A 24,292-nucleotide genomic window follows, 5' to 3' on the forward strand; every position below is an offset into this window, starting at 1 on the left:
TCGGGATGAGGAGAGGCCCCGGTGGGCTCCCCGCCCGGTTCGGCTGGTGAGGATGTTCAGACGGTGAGGACGATCTTGCCCCGGGGGTGGCCCTTCTCCAGGTGGCGGATGGCGTCGGCCGCCTCGGCGAGGGGGTAGACGCGGTCGATGGGCGGGGTGAGCTTGTCCTGCTCGGCGAGGTCCTTGAGGGCGAGCAGGTCCTCGCGGCGCGCGACCGAGATGAGGTTGCCGAGGTTCTGGCCGGTGAACGGCGAGAGCATGACGGCCCGCAGGCCGCGGCTCATACCGCCGAAGAAGCTGGTTCCTCCTTCGCCGCCGACGATGACGAGGGTGCCGCGCGGAGTGAGGGCGCGGCGGAGGAGGGGCAGGGGGCGAAGGCCCGCGTTGTCGACGATGACGTCGTAGCGGTGCGGGCCGTCGGTGATGTCCCCGCGGGTGTAGTCGATGACGTGCGAGGCGCCCTGGGAACGTACGAAGTCGGCGCCGGTGGGGCCGCAGACGCCGGTGACCTCGGCGCCGTACATCGCGGCGAGCTGGACGGCGTAGCAGCCGACGCCGCCGGAGGCGCCGATGACGAGGACCTTCTGGCCCGGCTTCGGACGGCCCTTGCCGCTGAGGGCCTGGAGGGCGGTCATGCCGGAGACGGGGAGGGCGACGGCCTGTTCGAAGGTGAGGTTGGCCGGTTTGAGGGCGATCTTCGCGGCCTTGGCGCGCGCGTACTGGGCGAACGAGCCCTCGCAGTTGCCGAAGACCTCGTCGCCCGGCTTGAACTCGATCACCTTCGCCCCGACGGCCTCGACCCGTCCCGCGCCGTCCCAGCCGCGTACCGGGTTCTTGGGCTTACGGAGTCCCAGGGCGACGCGGGCCACATAGGGCCGGCCCGTCATGAGGTGCCACACCTCGGGGCCGACACCGGCCGCGCGCACCTCGACGAGCACCTCGTCGTCGCCGGGAACGGGGCGGTCGATGTCGCGCAGTTCCAGGAGGTCCGCTGATCCGTAGGCATCCTGAACGATCGCCTTCATGGCGTGGCTCCCCTTCGCGGTCCCCGGCACCGGGTATCCCGGTTGCACCGAGCATCTCGGTGGCTCGAACGCCTGACCAGACTCCTGAGCACGATCTTGGGGCGCGGGAGCGATGAGTTTTCGTACGGCCGACGGTCTACCCCCCGAAGACCCCCTGACGAGAGGAGCCCGGCATGGGCGACGGCGGCACCACCCCCACCACCCTTGACCTGGGGCCGCAGGCCCTGATCGTGGCACGCCTCGCGGAGGAGGTGGGCGAGGAGCAGCTGGACGCCGTGACGCCGTGTCCGGAGTACGCCGTACGTCATCTGCTCGGGCATCTGCTCGGGCTGTCCACGGCCTTCCGGGACGCCGGGCGCAAGGACCTCGGGGCCACGACCGACACCGCCCCCACCTCCCGACGGCCGGACGTGGAGCCCGGCTGGCGAGCCGAACTGCCCAAGGTGCTCGGCGAGTTGGCCGAGGCGTGGCGCGATCCGGCCGCCTGGACGGGCGAGACCCGGGCGGGCGGTGTGGACCTGCCCGGTGAGGTCGCGGGTGTCGTCGCCGCCGACGAACTCGTCGTACACGGCTGGGACCTGGCCCGGGCGACCGGCCAGCCGTACGCCCCCGACGCGGCCGCCCTGCACGCGGCGTACGAGATGCTCGCGGCCTCGGTGGACGATCCGTCGCGGGGGACCATCTTCGGGCCGGTCGTGCCCGTGCCGGAGGGGGCGCCCCTGCTGGACCGGGTGATCGGGCTGAGCGGCCGGGACCCGGGGTGGGCGCCCGTCGGCTGACAGAGCACGGTCCCGGCCGGTGTCTTCGCCGGGTTGCAGTGGCACATGGATGTGGCGAGGCTCGTGGTGGGCCGGAGCCTCGTGTGCGGCGGGCTCACCCCCGCAGCGCGCGAGGCCGGCATCCCCTCGGCATCGCGAGGGCGAACGGGTTCGCCTGTCTTCCGAGGGCGCCGGCGCGGCATCGAGCCCCGGCATCGCTCGGCCTTCTTTTCCCAGAAGTCTCGAACTTCTTTTGTCAGAAGCGTTGACGAAACACAGGGGCGCTCCTACTTTCATCGCGTCGTACTTCGTACGTCATATATGAGACGCGATACGTGAGATCAGATACGCGAGCCCTCGATCCCTGAGGACTCCGTTACCCCGAGAGGCGCGCATGACCTCTGTGCCCACGCCGATCCCCTCCCGCACGCAGTTCGTGCTGGAAGGGATCAAACACCGCATCCTCACCGGGCAGTTGACCCCGGGGCAGGCTTTGGTCGAGACCGAGCTCGCCGCACAGTTCGGGGTGTCCAAGACCCCGGTGCGCGAGGCGCTCAAGACCCTGGCCGGCACCGGACTCGTCGTGATGAACCAGTACAAGGGCGTCACGGTGCGCATGGTGGACGCGGACATGGCGCGCGAGGTGTACGACGTGCGGCTGCTCCTGGAGCCGGAGGCGCTGCGGCGCTCCGTCCAGCGCGGCTCCTCCCTCGACACGGCGCGCGAGGCGCTCGAACGCGCCGACGCCGCCACCGACACCGCCCAACGCTCCCTCGCCAACCGGGAGTTCCACCGCTCCCTCTACGTCCGCTGCGGCAACCCGCTGCTCGGCCGGATGCTCGACGAGGTCCGGGACCAGGCCGCCCTGGTCTCCGCGGTCGCCTGGGCCGCCAACCCGTCCTGGGAGCGCGAGGCCACCGAGCACCGGGAGATCCTGCGGCTCGCCCTCGACGGCGACTCGGACGGCGCGGCGCGCGCCCTGCACTCGCACATCGCCTCGTTCGTGCAACGGGCCTTCCCCGAGGCCCAGGGAAAGGGTGAGCAGGAATGACCGCGACCACGACCGCGTTCGAGGCCGGGCGGGCCGCTCTGGCCGACGTGGTGGCGATCCCCGTGACCCCGTTCGCCGAGGACGGCTCGATCGACCAGGAGGTCCACCGGGTCCTGCTGCGCCGGGTGCTCGACGGCGGCGTACGCATCCTCACGCCCAACGGCAACACCGGCGAGTTCTACGCCCTGAGCCCCGAAGAGCGGCGCACCGTAACGGAGTTGACCATCGATGAGGCGGGGGACCGGGCGGCGATCCTGGTCGGTGTCGGGCACGACGTGCCGACCGCCGTCGCCTCCGCCCGCCACGCCCGTGAGCTCGGGGCGCAGATGGTGATGGTCCATCAGCCCGTCCACCCGTACGTCTCGGAGGGCGGCTGGGTCGACTACCACCGGGCGATCGCGGAGGCGGTCCCCGAGCTGGGTGTCGTCCCGTACATCCGCAACCCGGTGCTGGCCGGCGCCCGGCTCGCCGAACTGGCCGACACCTGCCCGAACGTCATCGGCGTGAAGTACGCCGTGCCGGACGCGGCCCGCTTCGCCGCGTTCGCGCGGGACGCCGGGCTGGAACGCTTCGTGTGGGTGGCCGGACTCGCCGAACCGTACGCGCCCTCGTACTTCTCGGCAGGTGCGACGGGCTTCACCTCAGGGCTCGTGAACGTCGCCCCGGCCGTCTCACTGAACATGATCGAAGCGCTTCGATCCGGCGACTACGCGGGCGCCATGAAGGTCTGGGAGCAGATCCGCCGCTTCGAGGAGCTGCGCGCGGCCAACAACTCCGCCAACAACGTGACGGTCGTGAAGGAGGCCCTGGCCTCGCTCGGCCTGTGCCGCCGCGAGGTCCGGCCGCCGAGCAAGCAGCTTCCCGAGTCCGAACGGGCCGAGGTCGCCGCCATCGCCGCGGGGTGGTCCATATGACCGACGCCAAACCGACGACACCGGACGCCGACGGCACCCCGGACGAGGGCCAAGTCCCGGACGCACCGAGGCAGTTGCGCAGCCACCAGTGGTACGGCACCGAGGGCCTGCGCTCCTTCAGCCACCGGGCCCGCACCCGTCAGCTCGGCTACCTGCCCGAGGAGCACCTCGGCAAGCCGGTCATCGCGATCCTCAACACCTGGTCCGACATCAACCCCTGCCACGTCCACCTGAGGGACCGTGCCCAGGCGGTCAAGCGGGGCGTGTGGCAGGCCGGCGGCTTCCCGCTGGAGTTCCCGGTGTCGACGCTGAGCGAGACCTTCCAGAAGCCGACCCCGATGCTCTACCGCAACATGCTCGCGATGGAGACCGAGGAGCTGCTGCGGTCGTACCCGGTGGACGGGGCCGTCCTCATGGGCGGCTGCGACAAGTCGACGCCCGCGCTGCTCATGGGCGCCGCGTCCGTCGACCTGCCGGCGATCTTCGTGCCCGCCGGACCCATGCTGCCCGGCCACTGGCGCAACGAGGTCCTCGGCTCCGGCACCGACATGTGGAAGTACTGGGACGACAAGCGCGCCGGGCTCATCGGCGACTGCGAGATGACCGAGCTGGAGAGCGGCCTCGCGCGCTCGCCCGGGCACTGCATGACCATGGGCACGGCGTCCACGCTGACCGCGGCGGCCGAGGCCCTCGGGGTCACGGTCCCGGGCGCCTCCAGCATCCCCGCGGTCGACTCCGGGCACGACAGGATGGCCGCCGCCTCGGGTCTGCGGATCGTCGAACTCGTCCGGCAGGACCGGAAGTTGTCCGACATCCTCACGGCCGATGCCTTCGAGGACGCGGTGACGACGGTCCTCGGGCTCGGTGGCTCCACCAACGCCGTGATCCACCTCATCGCCATGGCAGGACGCGCCGGGGTCCGGCTCACCCTCGACGACTTCGACCGGATCGCCCGTACGGTGCCGGTCCTGGCGAACGTACGGCCCGGCGGCCGGACGTACCTCATGGAGGACTTCCACTTCGCCGGCGGACTGCCCGGGTTCCTGTCGCGGATCACCGACCTGCTGCACCTCGACCGGCCGACCGTCTCGTACGACAGCCTGCGCGAGCAGCTCGCCTCCGCGCAGGTGCACAACGACGACGTCATCCGCACCCGTCGGAACCCCGTCGCCGCCGAGGGAGGCGTCGCCGTCCTGCGCGGCAACCTCTGCCCCGACGGCGCCGTCATCAAGCACATCGCCGCCGAGCCGCACCTGCTCAAGCACACCGGTCCCGCGGTCGTCTTCGACGACTACCGGACCATGCAACGCACCATCAACGACCCGGAGTTGGGCATCACGGCCGACACCGTGCTGGTACTGCGCAACTCGGGACCCAAGGGCGGTCCCGGCATGCCCGAGTACGGGATGCTGCCGATCCCCGACCATCTGCTGAAGCAGGGCGTGCGGGACATGCTTCGGATCTCCGACGCCCGTATGAGCGGCACGAGTTACGGCGCCTGTGTGCTGCACGTGGCGCCGGAGTCGTACATCGGCGGGCCGCTCGCCCTGGTCCGCACCGGCGACACCATCACGCTCGACGTCGAGTCGCGCGCGCTCCAACTCAACGTGGACGACGAGGAGTTGGCGCGGCGCCGGGCGGAGTGGACCGCGCCGCCCGAGCGCTACGAGCGCGGCTACGGGGCGCTCTACAACGAACAGATCACCCAGGCTGACACCGGCTGCGACTTCGCGTTCCTCGCACGGCCGGGCAAGGTGCAGGACCCGTACGCGGGCTGAGGGCCCGGCTCGTCGGCGCCCTCTTCTGTCCGAGATATCGAACGAAGTGTGCGAAGCGCTTCACCAAGTACTGCCCTGATAGCAAGCGCTTCCATCGAAGCGAAGAAACGAACGGAACGAGCGCACAGCACCACCCGCACACCCCCGAGAACGGAGAACAGTCATGGCCCAAGCCGCAGCCGTGGCGAAAAAGCCCGCGCCACCCCGGCGGCGCCGTGGCTCAGCTACGCCCCGCAGGCTCCCGTACCTGCTGATCGCCCCGGCGGGACTGCTGATGCTGGGCTTCATCGCCTACCCGGTGCTCAGCGTCTTCTACTACAGCCTGCAGAACTACAACCCCACCAAGCCGTGGCGAAACGGCTTCGCGGGCTTCGACAACTTCGTGCACGCCTTCACCGAGGACCCGCAGTTCTGGGACACGCTGGTCTTCAGCGCCAAGTGGGTCGTCGTCGAGGTCGGGCTGCAGCTGCTGTTCGGTCTGGCGCTCGCGCTGATCGTCAACCAGACCTTCGTGGGACGCTCGCTGGGCCGCGCCCTGGTCTTCTCGCCCTGGGCCGTGTCCGGTGTGCTCACCTCCGCGATCTGGGTGCTCCTCTACAACTCCCAGACGGGCATCACCCGTTACCTCGCCGACATGGGCATCGGGGACTACGGCACGAGCTGGCTCTCCGACACCTCGACCGTCTTTCCGGCGGCGGTGGTCGCGGACCTCTGGCGGGGCGTTCCGTTCTTCGCGATCCTCATCCTCGCCGACCTACAGTCCGTCTCGAAGGACCTGTACGAGGCAGCCGAGGTCGACGGAGCCAGCCGCTTCCGGCAGTTCGTGCACATCACGCTGCCGCACCTCAAGGACGCCATCATCCTCTCCACGCTGCTGCGCGCGGTCTGGGAGTTCAACAACGTCGACCTGCTCTACACACTCACCGGCGGCGGACCCGCGGGGGAGACGACGACACTCCCGCTCTACATCGCCAACACCAGCGTCGACGCACACAACTTCGGTTACGCATCGGCCCTGACCACGGTCGCGTTCGTGATTCTGCTCTTCTTCTCGATGGTCTATCTGCGGCTGAGCAAGTTCGGAGGCGGGGACAAGTGATCACCAAGGACATCGACACCGTCGTTCCGGCCGTGCCCGCACCGGTGGCCGACGAGCCGCCGCAGCGCCCGGGGAAGCGCAGGCGCGCCTGGGACGAGGCCCCGCGCTGGCAGATCTACGTCCCGCTCGGCATCTACCTGCTCTTCACGCTCATCCCCTTCTACTGGATCCTGCTCTTCGCCCTGCGCAAGCCCGGCTCGACCTCGCTCGTGCCCTGGCCCATGACCTTCGAGCACTTCGAGAAGGTCTGGAACGAGCGCAGCTTCGGCACGTACTTCGAGAACAGCGTCTACGTCGGCGTCGCCACGCTCTTCATGACCACGCTCGTCGCGCTGGCCGGCGGCTACGCCCTCGCCCGCTTCGACTTCAAGATCAAGCGCGCCTTCATGCTGGCGCTGCTCTGCTCCCAGTTCGTGCCGGGCGCGCTGCTCCTGGTGCCGCTGTTCCAGATCTTCGCCGAGCTCCAGATGATCAACTCGCTGGGCAGCGTCATCATCGCCGAGACGGTCTTCCAGCTGCCGCTGTCGATGATCCTGATCAGCGGCTTCATCCGGAACGTGCCGTACTCGCTGGAAGAGGCCGCCTGGGTCGACGGCTGCAACCGCTTCACGGGCTTCCGGGTCGTCGTCCTGCCGCTGCTGCGGCCCGGGTTGATCGCGGTCGGCTCCTTCGCCTTCGTGCACTCCTGGAACCACTTCCTGTTCGCCCTGATGTTCCTCAGCAACCAGGACAAGCAGACGATCCCCGTCGGCCTCAACAGCCTGATGAGCGCCGACAGCGTCGACCTGGGCGCACTCGCCGCCGGCGGCATCATCGCGGCCGTGCCCGTCGTGATCGTCTTCGCCTTCATCCAGAAGTGGCTGATCACGGGCTTCAGCGCCGGGGCGGTGAAGGGATGAGAGGAGTACGCACCTTCCTGCCGCGCACGACAAGAGGGCGCCGCGTCCTCCAAATCACCCTCGCCTGCGGACTGTTGGCCGCGCTGGGGGCACCGGCGAACGCCGAGTCCCGTGACATCGGCCGCGAGACCCTGCCCGCGAACGACGGCTGGGCCGCCGCCGACGGAGGTACCACGGGGGGTTCCTCCGCAGACGACGCCCACGTCTTCACCGTACGGAACCGGACCGAGCTGGTCCGCGCCCTCGACGGCGGCAGCGCGACCCCGAAGATCATCAAGGTCGCCGGGACGATCGACGCCAACACCGACGACGCGGGGAAGCGGCTGGACTGCGACGACTACGCGACCGACGGCTACAGCCTGAAGAAGTACCTCGCCGCGTACGACCCGCGCACCTGGCGGGCGGCCAAGCCGTCCGGCCCGCAGGAGGAGGCCCGCCAGGCCTCGGCCGCGGCCCAGGCCTCGCGTGTGGAGCTCACCGTCGGCTCCAACACCACCATCGTCGGGCTCGGCGACAGCGCCGTACTCAAGGGCGCGAGCCTCCAGGTCCGCGACGCCGACAACGTCATCGTCCGCAACCTCGAACTCCGGGACGCCTACGACTGCTTCCCCGTCTGGCAGCCCAACACCGGTGGCCTCGGCGACTGGAAGACGGCGTACGACACGCTCTGGCTGCGCGGCGCCACCCATGTGTGGATCGACCACGTCACGGCCTCCGACAAGGGCCACCCCGACGAGGACGAGCCGACCTACTTCGGCCGCAACTACCTGCGCCACGACGGCCTGTTGGACATCACCAACGCCTCCGACCTGGTGACCGTCTCCTGGAGCCGGTTCGCCGACCACGACAAGGCGATGCTGATCGGCAACGGCGACACGGCCACCGGCGACCGCGGCAGGCTGCGCGTCACCCTGCACCACAACGAGTTCGAGTCCGTAGTCCAGCGCGCCCCGCGCGTCCGCTTCGGGCAGGTGCACGTCTACAACAACCGGTACGTCGTCCCGGCCGACGCCCACGACTACCGCTACTCGCTCGGCGTCTCCACCGAGTCGGCGGTCCACGCCGAGAACAACGCGTTCACCACCCCCGGCCACATCGAGGTCGCCGACCTGGTGAAGAGCTGGAACGGCACGGCCCTGCACCAGACCGGGACGCTCTTCAACGGCTTCCCCGTCGACCTGCTCGCCGTCTACAACGCCTACAACTCCGGCAGCGAGCGCGACCTGACCGCCGACGTCGGCTGGACCCCCACGCTGCACGGCACGGTCGACAGCGCCGCGAAGGCCGACCGCGACGTCGAGCGCGGCGCGGGAGCGGGGAGGATCCGATGAGCACCGCCACCGGGCCCGGAACCGCTTCGATAGGGCCCATGAACTCTTCCTCAGGGTCCCTGCCCTCGCACGAGTACCCCCTCCCCGTCGTCCTCGCGGGCGCCCGCGGTCACGGCCACTGGCACCTCGCGAACATCCGCCGCCTCCAGGACAAGGGCCTGGTACGCCTCGCCGGGATCTGCGAGCTGACCCCGCTCACCGAGGCGGAGCTGGGCGCCTTCACCGCGCCCGGCGAACTCCCCGAACAGTCCGCCGACTTCGGCGCCCTGCTCGACTCCACCGGCGCCACGATCGCCGTGATCTGCACGCCGATCCCCACCCACACCGACCTCGCGCTGACAGCCGCCGCCAAGGGCGTACACGTGCTGCTGGAGAAGCCGCCGGCTCCCTCGTACGCCGAGTTCCGCCGGATGGCCGACGGGGTCGCCGCGGCCGGGGTGGTCTGCCAGATCGGCTTCCAGTCGCTGGGCTCGCAGGCCGTGCCCGCGATCCGGGAGCTGGTCGCGCAGGGCACGATCGGCCGGGTGGACGGCATCGGCGGGGCCGGGGCCTGGGCGCGCGCCGAGGAGTACTACCGCCGCGCACCCTGGGCCGGGCGGCGCCGGATGAACGGGGCCGACGTCGTCGACGGGGTGCTGACCAACCCCCTCGCGCACGCCGTCGCCACCGCCCTCGCCCTCGACGGCGCCACCCGCGCCGAGGACGTCACCGGCATCGAGACCGAGCTGCTGCGCGCCAACGACATCGAGTCCGACGACACCTCCTGCGTCCGCGTCACCACCGCGGCCGGCCACCGGATCACCGTCGCCGCGACCCTGTGCGCCGAGCACCCCGACGAGCCGTACGTCCTCGTGCACGGCACCAGCGGCCGGATCACCTTCTGGTACAAGCAGGACCGCGTCCTCGTCCAGCGCTCGGGGCACGGCCCGCAGGAGATCACGTACGGCAGGACCGACCTGCTGGAGAACCTTGTCGAGCACCTCGAAGGCCGGGCCGAACTGCTGGTCGCGCCGGACTCGACGGGCGCCTTCATGAAGGTCGTTGAAGCGATTCGACAGGCGCCGGACCCCGTCGCACTGCCCGCCGACGCCTGGTACCTGAAAGCCGACGAGAACCGCCGGGTCGTGCACGGAGTCGACGGACTCGTCACGGCCGCCGCCGACACCCTCGCCCTCTACTCCGAGCTGGGCGCCTCCTGGGCGCTCCCGAAAGAGGTGAGTACCTGATGAACAACGAGTCGCTGGTCCTGCGTGTCGCGGGCCGCCCGGTCGGCCGTTACATCACCCGGCCCGAGCTGCCGCCGAAGCTGTCGCCGCGCCCGTACTTCCACCCCGTCACCACCCTGGCCGGCACTGCTGTCACCGAGATCGGCCCCGCCGACCACATCCACCACCTCGGCGTCGGTGTCGCCGTTCCCGACGTCGAGGGGTACAACTTCTGGGGCGGTCGCACGTACGTACGCGACCAGGGGCCGACCGAGCTGGACAACCACGGAGCCCAGCGGCACTCCACGTTCCAGCTGTGCGACCCCGACGGCTTCGTGGAGGAGCTGCGCTGGGTCGCGGCGGGGGGTGAGCTGCTTCGCGAGCGGCGTACGGCCGCGGCGACCGAACTCACCGACACCGCCTGGGCGTTGGACTTCACGTTCTCGCTCACCAACACGACCGCCGAGCCCCTGTCGATCGGCAGCCCGGCGACCAACGGCAGGACCGGCGCGGCCTACGGCGGCTTCTTCTGGCGGGCCCGCAAGGAGGCCGAGGCGCCCGAAGTGTTCACGGCCGGCACCGAGGGCGAGGGGGCCGTGCACGGCGCACGGGCCGACTGGCTGGCGCTCGCGGGCGCCAACTGGACGCTGGTGTTCGCCGGGGCCACCGAGCAGACCCGCCGCGACCCGTGGTTCGTGCGCACCGCCGAGTACCCGGGTGTCGGCTCGTCCCTCGCCCACGAGGAACGGCTGCCGATCCCGGCCGGGGAGACCGTCGTTCGCCGGGTCGTCACCGTCGTCGCCGACGGCCGCCTCGACCGGGGCGGGGCCGCCGCCCTCGTCCGCAAGGCGGTGAGCCCATGAGCGGCCAGAGCACACCCGCCTTCACCGCCGACCTCGGCGACGGCACGTACCGCAACCCGGTCCTGAACGCCGACTGGTCCGACCCCGACCTCATCCGCGTCGGCGACGACTACTACCTGACCGCCTCCAGCTTCGGCCGCGTCCCGGGCCTGCCGCTGCTGCACTCCCGGGACCTGGTCAACTGGACGCTCGTCGGCCACGCCTTACAACTCCTCGAACCAGCACGGGAGTTCAGGAAGCCACGCCACGACTGCGGTGTCTGGGCACCGTCGTTGCGCCACCACGACGACCGCTTCTGGATCTTCTGGGGCGACCCCGACCACGGCATCTACCAGGTCAACGCCCCCGAGATACGCGGCCCTTGGACCCGCCCCCACCTCGTCAAGGCGGGCAAGGGACTCATAGACGCCTGCCCGCTGTGGGACGACGACACCGGCGAGGCGTACCTCGTGCACGCCTGGGCCAAGTCACGCTCCGGCGTCAAGAACCGGCTCACCGGCCATCGGATGCGGCCCGACGCCACCGGCCTGCTCGACGACGGCAAGGTGATCGTCGACGGCGACCGCATACCCGGCTGGTTCACGCTCGAAGGGCCGAAGCTGTACCGGCACGACGGCTGGTTCTGGATCTTCGCCCCGGCCGGCGGCGTCGAGACGGGCTGGCAGGGCGCGTTGCGCTCCCGCGACTTCTTCGGACCGTACGAGGAGAGGGTCGTCCTGGAGCAGGGTGACACCGACGTCAACGGCCCCCACCAGGGCGGCTGGGTGACCACCCCGTCCGGCGAGCACTGGTTCGCGCACTTCCAGGAGAAGGGCGCGTACGGGAGGGTCGTCCACCTCCAGCCGATGAGCTGGGGCACGGACGGCTGGCCGGTCCTCGGGGACGAGGGCGCCCCCGTCGCCGTACACCGCAAGCCCGGCCTGCCGCGGCAGCCGCTGTCGGCGCCCGCCACCGACGACGACTTCCCCGGCGGACGGTTCGGGCGGCAGTGGCAGTGGACCGCCAACCCGCAGGACGGCTGGGCCACCCAGCACTCGGGCGACGGGCTGCGGCTGGCCTGCGTACGGACGGTCGACGCGCAGGATCTGCGCAAATTACCGAACGTGCTCACCCAGCGGCTGCCCGGCACCCCGTGCACCGTCGAGGTCGAGCTGCGGCTCGACGCCGAGGAGCCCGGCGCGCGGGCCGGACTCGCCGTCCTGGGCGACGCGTTCAGCTGGATCGGACTCGAACGGGGGGCAGACGGGACGGTCCACCTCGTGCACCGGTTCGCCGAGTCGGTGGCCGAGCGGGAGCGGGACGCCGCGCATCCGCGGGCGGCCCCCGAGGGACGGGCGCGGCTGCGGGTCGAGGCCGGCGCCGGGGCGCGCTGCCGCTTCTCCCACGACCTCGGGTCCGGCTGGGAGTCCTCCGGCCAGGTCTTCGCCGCCACCCCCTGGCGCTGGGTCGGCGCCCTGCTCGGTCTCGTCGCACTCGCACCGACCGGCGGGGGACACGCCGGGGCGGCCACGTTCACGCAGTTCCGCATCACCGCGCCACCTGCCTGACCGCTTCAAGTCATCACCGTTGTAAGCCTGTTGGGAGCCGCAATGACGCACTTCCGTAGCAAGCGCTTGCCGAGACCGGGTTCCGGGCTCGGGCTCGGCCGGATCCTGGTCACGGTCACCGCTCTGGTGGCCTCGCTGGGGCTCGGGGCCGTCACTTCGGCCGAGGCGACCGCCGACGCCATCCCGGTGTCCCCCCGCGGGCCCGACAAGGCGCACGGGTTCGCCTCCCTCGAAGGCGGTACGAGCGGCGGCGCCGGCGGCAAGGTCGTCACCGTGACCACCCAGGCCGGCCTGGAGCGCTACGCGGCCGCCGAGGAGCCGTACGTCATCCGGGTCGCCGGGACGATCAAGGCCGAGCCGTTCGGCGCGAACGTCGTCGTGGCCTCGGACAAGACCATCATCGGCGTCGGCACGGCCGGGGAACTCGTCCAGGGCGAGCTGCACCTCACGCCCGGCACCCACAACGTGATCATCCGCAACCTGACGATCCGCGACTCGTACGTCGAGGGCAACTGGGACTGCAAGGACACCGACTTCGACGGCATCCAGATGGACACCGTCCACCACGTCTGGGTCGACCACAACCGCTTCTCGCGGATCTGCGACGGGCAGCTCGACATCCGCAAGGACAGCGAGTACGTCACCGTCTCCTACAACCGCTTCGAGAACAACAACAAGACCCTCGGCATCGGCTGGACGCCGAACGTGAAGACGCAGATCACCATCGACCACAACTGGTTCCGCGGTACGAAGCAGCGCAACCCGTCGGCCGACAACTGCGCCTACGCACACCTCTACAACAACTACATGACCGCCCAGGCGGACCCTGGCGACCCCGTATGGACGTACGGCAACTGGTCCCGCGGCAAGACCAGGATGGTCATCGAGAACAGCTACTACAAGGACGTCCAGCACCCCTACCAGGCGGACACCACCGCCGAGTTGGTGCAGCGCGGCTCGATCCTGAAGAACACGAGCGGGCGCCAGGAGACGTGGGGCACGGCCTTCGACCCGCGGGACCTCTACGACTACCGGCTCGACCCCGCGGCGGCCGTTCCCGCGCTCGTGTCCAGGTTCTCCGGTCCGCAGAAGGCGCTGCACACCCGCCACTGACACCCACCGGCCCCACATGACTCCCCACAGCCCCACAACTTCACAGCGACACAACCCTCGTTGGATCCAGAAGAAGAGAGCCGATGATGAAGACCAGCATTCACAGGAGCAGCAGAGGCGGGCGCCGTTCGACAGCCGCCGTCGCCCTGAGCGCCGTACTCGCGCTGACCGCCACGGCCTGCGGCGACGACGGCAGCGGGTCGGCCGGTGACAAGGGCGCCGACGGCAGTGGCAAGGGCGAGATCGTCTTCTGGGACAACAACGGCGGTATTCGCACCGACGTCTGGAAGAAGATCATCGCCGACTTCGAGAAGGCGAACCCGGACATCAAGGTCAAGTACGTCGGGATCGCCTCCACCGAGTACCAGTCCAAGGTCGACACCGCCCTCCAGGGCGGCGGGCTGCCGGACGTCGGCGGTGTCGGCGCGGCGATGCTCGCCGGGTTCGCCGCCCAGAACGCGCTGGAGCCGCTGGACGACCGCCTCGGCAAGTCCTCCCTCAACGGCAAGCTCAACGAGGACATGGTCAAGTCGCTGAAGGCCGCCGGTGGCCGGGACGACACGCTGTACTCGATCCCGACCTCCGCCAACAACGGCGTCCTCTACTACCGCACCGACCTGTTCAAGAAGGCGGGCCTGGACGAGCCGAGCACCTGGGACAAGTTCTACGAGGCCGCCGACAAGCTCACCGACAAGGGCAAGAACGAGTTCGGCTACACCATCCGCGGTGGCGCCGGCTCCATAGCCCAGGCGCTCGACGCGATGTACGGGCAGTCCGGCATCACGTCCTTCTGGGACAGCGGCAACGAGAAGACCACGGTCAACGACCCCAAGAACGTGGCGGCCCTGGAGAAGTACGTGGGCCTCTTCAAGAAGGTCACCCCGGCCGCCGACCTCAACAACGACTTCACCAAGATGGTCGCCCAGTGGGACTCCGGCACGATCGGAATGCTGAACCACAACCTGGGCTCGTACCAGGACCATGTGAAGGCGCTCGGCGTCGACAAGTTCCGCGGTATTCCGCAGCCGGTCGGACCCGGTGGCAAGCGGGTCCAGGTGTCCAACCCCGTGGACGGGCTGGGCCTGTTCAAGAGCTCCAAGAACAAGGACGCCGCCTGGAAGTTCATCGACTTCGCGACCTCGAAGGCGGAGAACTCCATGTTCAACGAGTCCGCGGGGCAGGTGCCGTCGAACAACGACGCGGCGAAGGACGCGTGGGTCTCGAAGGCCGAGCCCACGAAGCTCGCCGCCGAGGCGCTGTCCGACGGTTCCACGACCATCGTTCAGCTGCCGTACTACCTGCCCGACTGGAACACCATTTCCAAGACGGACAACGAGCCGGCGTTCCAGAAGGTCATGAACGGGTCGATGAGTGCCAAGGACTTCCTGAACACTCTGGCCGATCAGCTCAATGAGGCTCAGACGGAGTGGAACGAGCAGAAGGGCTAGGCGGGGCCTGCACTTCTCAGGCTGGGGAATTGGACTGACCGTGGGGAACTGCGGGGCCGTTGTGGCTGGTCGCGCAGTTCCCCGCGCCCCTGAAGGGGGGCGAATTCCCCCGGCCTGCCAGGAAGCGCCGAGCCTCCTGCTGCCCGAAACAGCTGAACCCCCTGTGTGAAAGGCGCCACCTCCTGCACCAACCGCAGCTCTCCCATGCCCGAAAGGCACATCGTCGTGTCACTCACCCGCAGACAGGTCACCACCGCGGCGCTTGCCGCCGTTCCCCTCGCCGTCGCGGCGACGGGGCCCGCCACTGCCGCCTCCCCGTCGGGGCGGCCCCGTGGGCGCACGCTCCATATCGCCGGTGATTCCACCGCCGCCCAGAAATACGCCGATGCCGCGCCCGAGACCGGCTGGGGCATGGCGCTTCCGTTCTTTCTGCGAGAGCAGTTGGCTGTCGCCAACCATGCGGTGAACGGGCGTAGTTCGAAGAGTTTCATCGACGAAGGGCGTCTCGACGTCATTCTCGCCGCGATCCGGCCCGGTGATCTCCTTCTCGTTCAGTTCGGGCACAACGACTCCAAGGTCGCCGATCACACCCGGTACACCGAGCCGTGGACGACGTATCAGGACTATCTCCGTCAGTACGTCGACGGGGCGCGGGCGCGGGGTGCCCGGCCCGTGCTGGCCACATCCGTGGAGCGCCGGAAGTTCGACGCCGACGGGAATGCCGTGGGGACCCATGGCGAATATCCCGCGGCCGTTCGGGCCCTCTCCGAGGAGGAGGGGGTGGCGTTGCTCGATATTCAGGCGTCGTCGATCGCCCTCTGGCAGCGGCTCGGTGTCGAGGAGACGAAGAAGTACTTCAACTGGACCGATGCCGAGCAGGACAACACGCATTTCAATCCGCCGGGGGCCATCGCCGTGGCGCGACTGGTCGTCGCTGGCCTGGTGCGGAAGCGGGTGCTTGCACCGCGGGATGTCCGTCGTCTGGACGAGCAGATCCCCGAGTCCTGGATCACCTGGCCCGAGGCGTAGCGGCCGACTTGCCAGGCCGATTCGATGCTGCCGGCCGTCTGCGGCTGGTCGCGCAGTTCCCCGCGCCCCTCGACGGGCGTCCCTGATTCCCTTGTTCTGAAAGGAACCGCATCCATGCGTGCTCGTATCTGGCATGCCCATGCCATCACCGCTGTCGTCGGCTGCACCGCTCTCGTACTCGGGGTGTCCGGGACCGGCATCGCTCACTCGCAGGGGCGCGACCTCGGTCGCGAAGTCCTCGGCGCCGGTGACGGCTGGGGCTCCGAAGGGACCGGTACCACCGGTGGCTCGGCCGCCGACTCCTCGCACGTCCACACCGTCACCACCTGGGCGGAGTTCAAGGCCGCGCTGAAGGCCGGCGGGAACGCCCCGAAGATCATCAAGGTCAAGGGCATGATCGACGCCGTCTCCGAGGGGTGCGAGGCCTTCGTCGCCGGGGGCTACGACCTCCAGCAGTACCTCAAGGACTACGACCCGGCGGTCTGGGGCAACGACGAGGTCGCCAGCGGTCCGCAGGAGGACGCGCGGGTCGCGTCCGCCGCCAACCAGGACTCGGAGATCAAGGCCAACATCCCCAGCAACACCACCATCGTCGGTGTCGGCAAGAACTCCGGCATCCTCGGCGGCAGCCTCCAGATCAAGGGCGTCTCGAACGTCATCATGCGCAACCTCACCATCGAGGCCCCGCTCGACTGCTTCCCGAAGTGGGACCCGACCGACGACAACAGAACGGGCAACTGGAACTCCGAGTACGACGCCGTGGTCGTCTTCGGCACCGATCACGTGTGGATCGACCACAACACGTTCACCGACGGGCGCTACCCCGACAGCGAGCGGCCGGTCTACTTCGGCAAGGTCTTCCAGCAGCACGACGGGCTGACGGACATCGTGCGCGGCGCCAACCACGTGACGGTGTCCTGGAACCGCTTCCAGGACCACGACAAGAACATGCTGATCGGGAACAGCGACAGCACCGCCACCACGGACGCCGGCAAGCTCAAGGTCACCATGCACCACAACCGCTTCGACGGGATCCTTCAGCGCTCTCCGCGTGTGCGGTTCGGACAGGTCGACGTCTACAACAACCACTACGTCGTGGCAGAGAACCAGAAGTCCGACTACTACATCTTCGGCGTCGGCATCTCCTCGCAGCTCTACGCCAGTGACAACGCGATCTCGCTGCCGGCCGGAGCCGCCGTCGGCAAGGTCCTGAAGAAGTGGAACGAGGCGCCCCTCACCGCCGAGAACAACTACGTCAACGGCAAGCGGACGGACCTCATCGCCGTCCACAACGCGGAGATTCCCGAGGAGACCCTCCAGTCCGGCGCCGGCTGGAAGCCCACCCTCCGTACGAAGGTCGACTCGCCGCGGGCCGTGCCGGGCATCGTCAACAGCCGCGCCGGCGCCGGAAAGGTCTGCTGATCATGACCTTGCCGGCATCAGCAGCAGGAGCCACGGCGGCATCAGGCACGTCGGTCGGCAGACGGTCCTTCGTCGTCGCGAGCGTGGGAGCCGCGCTCGCTCTGGGCGTCTCCTCCCAGGCCCACGCGCGCGGGCGGTCCCCCTTCGGGCGGTACGGCTCGCCGTCGGCCCGGTTGAACGAGCGCACCCTGTACGTCCACGCCGGCGGCCTCGGCGACCACACCACCGTCCAGGCTGCCGTGAACGCCGTGAGCGGCAGTGGATACACGCTCGTCATCGCCCCGGGCACGTACCGGGAAACGACCGCCGTGAGCGTCGCCCGTACGGACATGACCTGGATCGGGGCCTCCGGCGAGGCGCGGGACGTCGTGGTCGTGTACGACAACGCGGCCGGTACTCCGAAACCCGGCGGCGGCACGTACGGTACGACCGGGTCGGCGACCACCCTCGTGCAGGCCGACGGCTTCACCGCGCGGGACCTCACCTTCGCCAACGACTGGCTGCGCGCCGACCACCCCGGGATCAGCGGCACCCAGGCCGTCGCCATCAAGGTGCAGGGCGACCGGTCGGCGTTCCTGCGCTGCCGGTTCCTCGGCCACCAGGACACGCTGTACGCCGACTCGATGGCGCTCGGCACATTCGCCCGGCAGTACTACCGGGACTGTTACGTCGAGGGTGACGTGGACTTCGTGTTCGGGCGGGCCACGGCCGTGTACGAGAACTGTCACTTCCGGACGCTGACCAGGAACGATCTGACCGGAGCCCCGTACGGGTTCGTCTTCGCGCCCTCCACCTCGGGCGCCAACCCGCGCGGCTACCTGGTCACCGGTGGCCGGATCTCCAGCGAGGCGCCGGACGCCTACTACAAGCTGGCCCGCCCGTGGGTGCCCAGCTCGGACACCACCGCACGGCCCATGCTCACCGTGCGCGGGACCCGCATGAGCGCCGGCATCGACGCGGTGGCGCCCTACACCAACATGTCGTCGGGTTTCCCGTGGCAGGACCAGCGGTTCGCCGAGTACCGGAACACCGGGCCGGGCGCCGTGGTCTCCGTACCGGAGAACCGGCCCCAGCTCACCGAGGCGGAGGCCGCGTCCGCCACCCGGGCCGAGTACCTCGGTGACTGGACGCCCTGGAAGGGGTGCTGACATGCGCCGGCGCACACTGCTCACCGGGATCGCCGGTGGCCTGGTGGCCGTCGGCACGACCCCCGCCTTCGCGGAGGCCCGCCGCCGCGTCCTGCACGTCCGCCCCGGCGGCTCCGTCCAGGACGCGGTGGACGCCGTGGACGGGGAGGGATGGACGATCGTCGTGCATCCGGGTACGTATCGTGAAGTCGTCGACATCCCTGCCGACAAGGGGGAGTTGACGCTTCGCGGGGCGTCCCGCGATCCACGGGCCGCCGTGGTCGTCTTCGACAACGCCAACGGCACTCCCAGGCCCGAGGGCGGCACCTACGGCACCGCGGGCTCCGCCACCCTCACCTCGGCGGCGCCCGGTCTGACCGTCCGGGACCTCACCCTGGCCAACGACTGGCTGCGCGCCGACCACCCCGACATCACAGGCACACAGGCCGTGGCGGCGTACGTCACCGGGGACCGGTCGCACTTCGAGCGGGTGCGGTTCCTCGGCCACCAGGACACGCTGTTCGCGGACACCACCGCGCTCGACGCATTCGACCGGCAGTACTACCGGGACTGCTATGCCGAGGGTGACGTGGACTTCGTGTTCGGGCGGGCGCGGGCCGTCTTCGAACGGTGCCACTTCCACACCCTCGACCGGGACGTCACGTTCAAGCCCGAGGGCATGGTGTTCGCCCCGGCCACGGCACGCGCGAATCCGTACGGCTTCCTCGCCGTGCGGTGCCGGGTCACCTCGGGTGCCGAGGACGCCGCGTACAGGATCGCCCGGCCGTGGGTGCCGTCGTACGAGACGACCGCCTGGCCTTCGCTCGTCGTGCGGGACACCTGGCTGGGGTCCGGCATCGACGCGGTCGAGCCCTACACCAACATGCGCGAGGCGTATCCGTGGCAGACCATGCGTTTCCGGGAGTACGCCAACTCCGGTCCTGGCGCGGTGATTCCGGTGCCGGAGAACCGGCCGCAGCTCACGGACGCGGAGGCCGCCTCGCACACCCGTGAGACGTATCTCGGGGACTGGAGGCCTTATGAGTGCCGGTCCTGAGCAACACCACCTGGGGAGGCGGACGTTCGTGGCCGGAGCGGGAGCGGCCGGGTTGTTCGCCGGGGCCGGAGTCGGAGCCGGCGTGTCCCCGGCCCGTGCGGCGGACCCGGATGGCGTGGCCGACGCGGACGGCGCGGCCGAAGCGGTCGGCATCGTGGAAGGCAACCTCCCCGACTTCCACCCCCTCCTCAAGGACGAGCTCCGCTTCCCGCTCGCCTGGGGCACCTCCCCGGTCCGGGACTTCCGGGCCTGGCGGCGGGCCGCCCGTGCCAAGGTCGAGGAGCATCTGCTCGTGGAGCGGGACGAAGACACGTCGTACGCCCCGGAGTTCGGCGATCGTGCCGAAGGCGACGGGTACACACGGGAGTCGGTGACCCTCGCCCTCACCCGCTACGAGCGCGTCCGCGGCGCCCTGCTCACCCCGCACGGCCCGGGGCCCTTCCCCGCGGTCCTGCTGCTCCACGACCACGGCTCCAAGTTCGACATCGGAAAGGAGAAGCTGGTCAGGCCCTGGGGTACGGGGGAGGCGCGCCTCGCGTCCGCCCAGGCCTGGGCCGACCGGTACTTCAGCGGACGGTTCGTCGGCGACGAACTGGCCCGGCGCGGATATGTCGTCCTCGCCCTGGACGCGCTCGGCTGGGGCGACCGGGGGCCGATCACCTACGAGCAACAGCAGGCCCTGGCAAGCAACTTCTACAACCTCGGCTCCTCGCTCGCCGGGCTCATGGCCCGCGAGGACGTACGTGCCGCCCGCTTCCTGGCCGGCCTCGACCGTGTGGACCGGCGGCGGGTCACGGCCCTCGGCTTCTCCATGGGCGCCTACCGAGCCTGGCAGACCGCCGCGCTCAGCGACGACATCGCGGCCGCGGCGAGCGTCTCCTGGATGACCGGGCTCAGGGAAATGATGGTGCCCGGCAACAACACGCTGCGCGGGCAGTCGGCGTACTACATGCTCCACCCCGGGCTTGCCCGGCACCTCGACATCCCCGACGTGGCGAGCATCGCCGCACCCAGGCCGATGCTCTTCTTCCACGGTGCACTGGACACGCTGTTCACCGCTGAAGGTGTCCGGGTCGCGCACGAGAAGCTGCACGCCGTCTGGCGCTCACGTCATGCCGAGGAGCAGCTGCGCACCAAGGTCTGGCCCGAGCTGGGCCACGTGTTCACCGCGCCCCAGCAGGACGAGGTCTTCGCATGGCTCGACTCCGCCCTGTGAACGGCAGCTCTCCCCACACCGCTCGACGAAAGGTCCCCACACCCATGTCCCGTCGAACCGCTCTGTCCTTGGGCGCAGTTCTCGCCCTCGGTGCCGGGCTCGCCGTGATCCCCACCCAGGCGCAGGCCGCGACCGTGGTCGTCAGCAACTCCACCGACCTGTCCAACGCCATCAAGAACGCCACCGCGGGCACCGTCATCCAGGTGCGTGCCGGCACCTACTATCCGACGGCCACTCTCCAGTCGACCGCCAACGGCACGTCCTCCAGCCGGATCCACCTCCAGCCCTATGGCTCCGAGGCCGTGAAGATCGACGGCTCGAACCTTCCCGACGGAGACTGGATCTTCAAGCTGACCGCCGACTACTGGACGGTCTCGGGGATCACCTTCCAGAACTCCCCGGACAGCGCGGTCGTCTGCCAGTCCTGCGCCTCGACCGTCTGGGACAACATCAAGACGATCAACGGCGGCGACTCCGGATTCACGCTCACCGGGGACAGCACCACCAACAACACCGTCCGGAACATCGACAGTTACGGCCACTACGACGCCGCCAACCACGGTGAGAACGCGGACGGCATCGCCATCAAGTTCGGTTCGGGCAGCGGCAACCTCGTCACCGGGGCGCGCCTCTACAACAACTCGGACGACGGCCTGGACTTCTGGTCGTTCTCGTCGCCGGTCACCGTCGAGCACACCTGGGCCATGGGCAACGGCAGGAACCGCTGGAGCGACTCGGCCTTCGCAGGCGACGGCAACGGCTACAAGCTGGGCGGCGACGGCGAGGTCGTGGCCCACGTCGTCAACAACTCCGCGGCCTGGGACAACGCGGGCAACGGCTTCACGGAGAACAGCAACAAGGGCGCCATCGTCATCAACCGCACCACCGCCTACGCCAACGCCAAGTGGGGCTACTACTTCGCCACCGGCGCCGCCAGGCTCGGCAAGAACCTGGCGGTGAGCAACAGCGGCGGCTCGGTGAACAAGGGCTCGTCGGTCGTCTCGTCCGGCAACAACTGGGACTCGGGCATCTCGACGCCGGCCTTCCGGTCCACCAGCGCGACGACCACGTACAACGCCCGCCAGTCGAACGGTGCGCTGCCCGTGACCACGTTTCTGACCACGGGCAGCACCACCATCGGCGCGACGATGGACTGAGCCGGTACTACCGGCGCACGGGCCTGATCGACTCCAGGGTCGGCACCACCGGCAGAATCGTGCCGTCGGCCGCGAACTTCATGCGGTCGATGGTCGTCTCCCGGTGCGTGCCGTCCCCGCCCGCCAGACCCGGCCCGTTCAGGCCGAACCGGTGGTAGACCATGTACCAGTCGTCCGTGCCGGGGGCGTTGACCACCGAGTGGTGGCCCGTGGCGAGGATGCCGTACTCCGGGCGCTTGGACAGGATCGTGCCCCGCTTGGTCCACGGGCCGAGCGGGGAGGGACCGGTCGCGTAGGCGACGTGGTAGTTCTCGCTGCGGGTGTCGTCCTCGGACCACATGAAGTAGTACGTGCCCTTGCGCTCGACCACGAAGGCGCCCTCCCGGAAGTTGTCCGGGGTGATGTCCTGCACCTTCGACGCGTCGAACGACACCATGTCGTCGTTCAGCGGGACGACGTAACCGTGGCCGTTGCCCCAGTAGAGGTACGACGTCCCGTCGTCGTCCGTGAAGACCGCCGGGTCGATCATCTGGCCCTGCAGCGAACCGCCCTTCGCCACCAGGGGTTTGCCGAGGGCGTCCTTGAAGGGACCGGCGGGGGAGTCGGCCACCGCCACGCCGATCTGCTGCTCGGCGCAGAAGTAGAAGTAGTACTTGCCGTCGCGCTCGGCGATCGCCGGGGCCCACGCGTTCTTGTCGGCCCAGGACACGTCGGGTCCCAGGTCGAGGATCTCGCCGTGGTCCTTCCAGTGGGCCAGGTCCTTCGACGAGAAGGCCTTGAACTTCGTGCCGCTCCAGCCCGGGAAGCCGTCGGTCGTCGGGTAGATCCAGTAACGGCCGTCCAGGTACTGGATGTCGGGGTCCGCGTACAGCCCCGGCAGGACCGGGCTGCGGGTCGGCACGGCCTCGACGGTCCAGGTGCGGGTCGTGCCGTCGGCCGCCGTCACCTTGTACTTCTGCGGTTTGCGGAAGTCGCGGCGCGTGCCGGACGCCGGGCTCACCGTGGCGCCCTCACCGAGCCAGAGCTTCGGCGCGAGCCGTGAGAGGTTCTCGCCCGGCTTCATCGGCAGCACGACCTTCGAGGCCGCCTCGGTGACGATGGCGTACCCCTTCTGGTCCTTCACCGTCGCGTCCACGACCGAGGTGCCGCTCACCGGATACGCGGCGAGCAGCCGGTCGTACTCCGCCTGCGTGACCGGCATGACCGTGCCGTGCCGCGGGCTGGCGGGCAACTGGTAGTTCTTCGACATCGTCCACTTGCCCGAGTCGAGGTCGGTGGTCTCGAAGGGCACGTAGCCGCGGCCGCCGTACTCGTCGATGAACAGGTACCACTTCTCCTCGGTGTTGGACTTGAAGACCGTCGGGCCCTCACCGCGGTCGATCGAGCCGCTGCCGATGCAGTCCGACACGAAGTCGTACGAGGTGTCCGTGAGCGAGGTCGACTTCTCCGCGGTGATGAACTTCGAGCAGGGACTGGAGGAGGTGGGGTCCCGCTCGTCCTTGGTGTAGCGGTAGTAAGTGCCCTTGTTCTTCACGACGGTCGAGTCGATCACCGAGTAGCCGGGGTCGTCCCAGACCTTCGGCGCGCTGAAGGTGCGGAAGTCCTTCGTCGTCGCGTACATCATCTTGTTGTACGTGGAGCCGGTGTGGTCCGGGTCGTCGTCGGCGTACAGCTTGGACGCCCAGAAGACGACGAACTCACCGAGCTTGTCGTCCCAATAGGCCTCCGGCGCCCAGGTGTTGCCCGCGCTGTCCGGTGAGACCTTCACCAGGCGCTGGTCGGTCCAGTGGACCAGGTCGGTGGACTCCCAGACCATGATGGACTTGCTGCCGTGGCGCTGGACGTCGTCCCAACTGCCGCTGGAGTTCTGGTACATGCGCAGATCGGTCGCGATCATGTAGAACTTGTCGCCCTTGGGGGAGCGGATCACGAACGGGTCGCGCAGGCCCTTCTCGCCGGTCGTGGACGTGAGCACCGGCTTGCCGCCGTTCAGCTCCCGCCAGTGCAGCGGGTCGTTGCCCCGGCTGAGGGCGTAGCGGATCTGCTCGCCGTCCGCCGTGCCCTCGCCGGTGAAGTAGGCGAAGAGGTAGCCGGCGTACTTCTGTTTGCTCACGTGGGGTGCTCCGGGTGGTGCTTCGGGCTGGGCCGCCGGACTCGGTGGGGCGGCGAGCAGGCTCAGGAGGAGGGCGAAGAGGGGGATCAGGAGCGTTCGCACGGTGCGGGGGCGCATGACACATCCTGTGGGGGTCTGGT

General features: G+C 69.4%; 20 protein-coding genes. 18 read left to right on the top strand and 2 right to left on the bottom strand.

The features are described 5' to 3' along the window. Nucleotides 1-56: 56 nt before the first annotated feature. The gene (locus tag OG718_RS40175; protein ID WP_143637254.1) at nt 57-1,025 is read right to left on the bottom strand and encodes an NAD(P)-dependent alcohol dehydrogenase; all 969 of its coding nucleotides are present in this window, start codon (nt 1,023-1,025) and stop codon (nt 57-59) included. A 173-nt stretch (nt 1,026-1,198) separates the two neighbouring features. On the opposite strand from OG718_RS40175, the gene OG718_RS40180 reads away from it, so the two are divergent. From OG718_RS40180 to OG718_RS40265, 18 genes are all read left to right on the top strand, one after another. Further along, on the top strand, nt 1,199-1,804 hold the full coding sequence (locus tag OG718_RS40180) for a TIGR03086 family metal-binding protein (protein ID WP_328846513.1): 606 nt from the start codon (nt 1,199-1,201) through the stop codon (nt 1,802-1,804). Nucleotides 1,805-2,177: 373 nt separating this feature from the next. Continuing rightward, nucleotides 2,178-2,834: a GntR family transcriptional regulator gene (locus tag OG718_RS40185; RefSeq protein ID WP_143637249.1), complete on the top strand. Its 657-nt coding sequence runs from the start codon at nt 2,178-2,180 to the stop codon at nt 2,832-2,834. Next, entirely contained in the window at nt 2,831-3,748 is a 918-nt protein-coding gene (locus tag OG718_RS40190) for a dihydrodipicolinate synthase family protein (RefSeq protein ID WP_143637246.1), read from the top strand. The genes OG718_RS40185 and OG718_RS40190 overlap by 4 nt, the downstream gene beginning before the upstream one ends. Next, on the top strand, nt 3,745-5,526 hold the full coding sequence (araD, locus tag OG718_RS40195; protein WP_260695190.1) for an L-arabinonate dehydratase: 1,782 nt from the start codon (nt 3,745-3,747) through the stop codon (nt 5,524-5,526). Before OG718_RS40190 ends, araD begins: the two co-directional genes overlap by 4 nt. Nucleotides 5,527-5,689: 163 nt before the next feature. Next, entirely contained in the window at nt 5,690-6,625 is a 936-nt protein-coding gene (locus tag OG718_RS40200) for a carbohydrate ABC transporter permease (RefSeq protein WP_055616478.1), read from the top strand. After that, a complete protein-coding gene (locus OG718_RS40205) occupies nt 6,622-7,524 on the top strand; it encodes a carbohydrate ABC transporter permease (protein ID WP_055616477.1) in 903 nt (300 codons plus the stop codon). The genes OG718_RS40200 and OG718_RS40205 overlap by 4 nt, the downstream gene beginning before the upstream one ends. Next, nucleotides 7,521-8,855: a pectate lyase family protein gene (locus tag OG718_RS40210; protein ID WP_328846514.1), complete on the top strand. Its 1,335-nt coding sequence runs from the start codon at nt 7,521-7,523 to the stop codon at nt 8,853-8,855. Before OG718_RS40205 ends, OG718_RS40210 begins: the two co-directional genes overlap by 4 nt. Nucleotides 8,856-8,893: 38 nt before the next feature. Further along, nucleotides 8,894-10,081, top strand: coding sequence for a Gfo/Idh/MocA family protein (locus tag OG718_RS40215; protein WP_143637242.1), 1,188 nt, complete (start codon nt 8,894-8,896; stop codon nt 10,079-10,081). Further along, entirely contained in the window at nt 10,081-10,923 is an 843-nt protein-coding gene (locus tag OG718_RS40220) for a PmoA family protein (RefSeq protein WP_398937243.1), read from the top strand. Before OG718_RS40215 ends, OG718_RS40220 begins: the two co-directional genes overlap by 1 nt. Further along, entirely contained in the window at nt 10,920-12,470 is a 1,551-nt protein-coding gene (locus OG718_RS40225; RefSeq protein WP_328846515.1) for a glycoside hydrolase family 43 protein, read from the top strand. Before OG718_RS40220 ends, OG718_RS40225 begins: the two co-directional genes overlap by 4 nt. Nucleotides 12,471-12,512: 42 nt before the next feature. Then, nucleotides 12,513-13,583, top strand: coding sequence for a pectate lyase family protein (locus tag OG718_RS40230; RefSeq protein ID WP_143637234.1), 1,071 nt, complete (start codon nt 12,513-12,515; stop codon nt 13,581-13,583). 86 nt (nt 13,584-13,669) lie between these two features. Beyond that, the gene (locus OG718_RS40235; RefSeq protein ID WP_143637972.1) at nt 13,670-15,031 is read left to right on the top strand and encodes an ABC transporter substrate-binding protein; all 1,362 of its coding nucleotides are present in this window, start codon (nt 13,670-13,672) and stop codon (nt 15,029-15,031) included. Nucleotides 15,032-15,256: 225 nt separating this feature from the next. Further along, a complete protein-coding gene (locus OG718_RS40240; RefSeq protein WP_328847913.1) occupies nt 15,257-16,060 on the top strand; it encodes a rhamnogalacturonan acetylesterase in 804 nt (267 codons plus the stop codon). 114 nt (nt 16,061-16,174) lie between these two features. Next, the gene (locus tag OG718_RS40245) at nt 16,175-17,482 is read left to right on the top strand and encodes a pectate lyase family protein (RefSeq protein ID WP_328846516.1); all 1,308 of its coding nucleotides are present in this window, start codon (nt 16,175-16,177) and stop codon (nt 17,480-17,482) included. A gap of 2 nt (nt 17,483-17,484) precedes the next feature. Beyond that, the gene (locus OG718_RS40250; RefSeq protein ID WP_143637229.1) at nt 17,485-18,630 is read left to right on the top strand and encodes a pectinesterase family protein; all 1,146 of its coding nucleotides are present in this window, start codon (nt 17,485-17,487) and stop codon (nt 18,628-18,630) included. 1 nt (nt 18,631) lies between these two features. Beyond that, complete coding sequence (locus tag OG718_RS40255; protein WP_328846517.1) at nt 18,632-19,666, top strand: pectinesterase family protein; 1,035 nt, start codon at nt 18,632-18,634, stop codon at nt 19,664-19,666. Then, nucleotides 19,650-20,882, top strand: a complete 1,233-nt coding sequence (locus tag OG718_RS40260; RefSeq protein ID WP_328846518.1) for a dienelactone hydrolase family protein — start codon at nt 19,650-19,652, stop codon at nt 20,880-20,882. The genes OG718_RS40255 and OG718_RS40260 overlap by 17 nt, the downstream gene beginning before the upstream one ends. A gap of 44 nt (nt 20,883-20,926) precedes the next feature. Further along, entirely contained in the window at nt 20,927-22,039 is a 1,113-nt protein-coding gene (locus OG718_RS40265) for a right-handed parallel beta-helix repeat-containing protein (RefSeq protein ID WP_143637221.1), read from the top strand. Nucleotides 22,040-22,046: 7 nt separating this feature from the next. Here OG718_RS40265 and OG718_RS40270 read toward each other — a convergent pair whose 3' ends face one another. Then, nucleotides 22,047-24,269, bottom strand: coding sequence for a family 43 glycosylhydrolase (locus OG718_RS40270; RefSeq protein WP_328846519.1), 2,223 nt, complete (start codon nt 24,267-24,269; stop codon nt 22,047-22,049). Between the last annotated feature and the right edge of the window lie 23 nt (nt 24,270-24,292).

Source organism: Streptomyces sp. NBC_00258 (assembly GCF_036182465.1).
GTDB lineage: Bacteria > Actinomycetota > Actinomycetes > Streptomycetales > Streptomycetaceae > Streptomyces.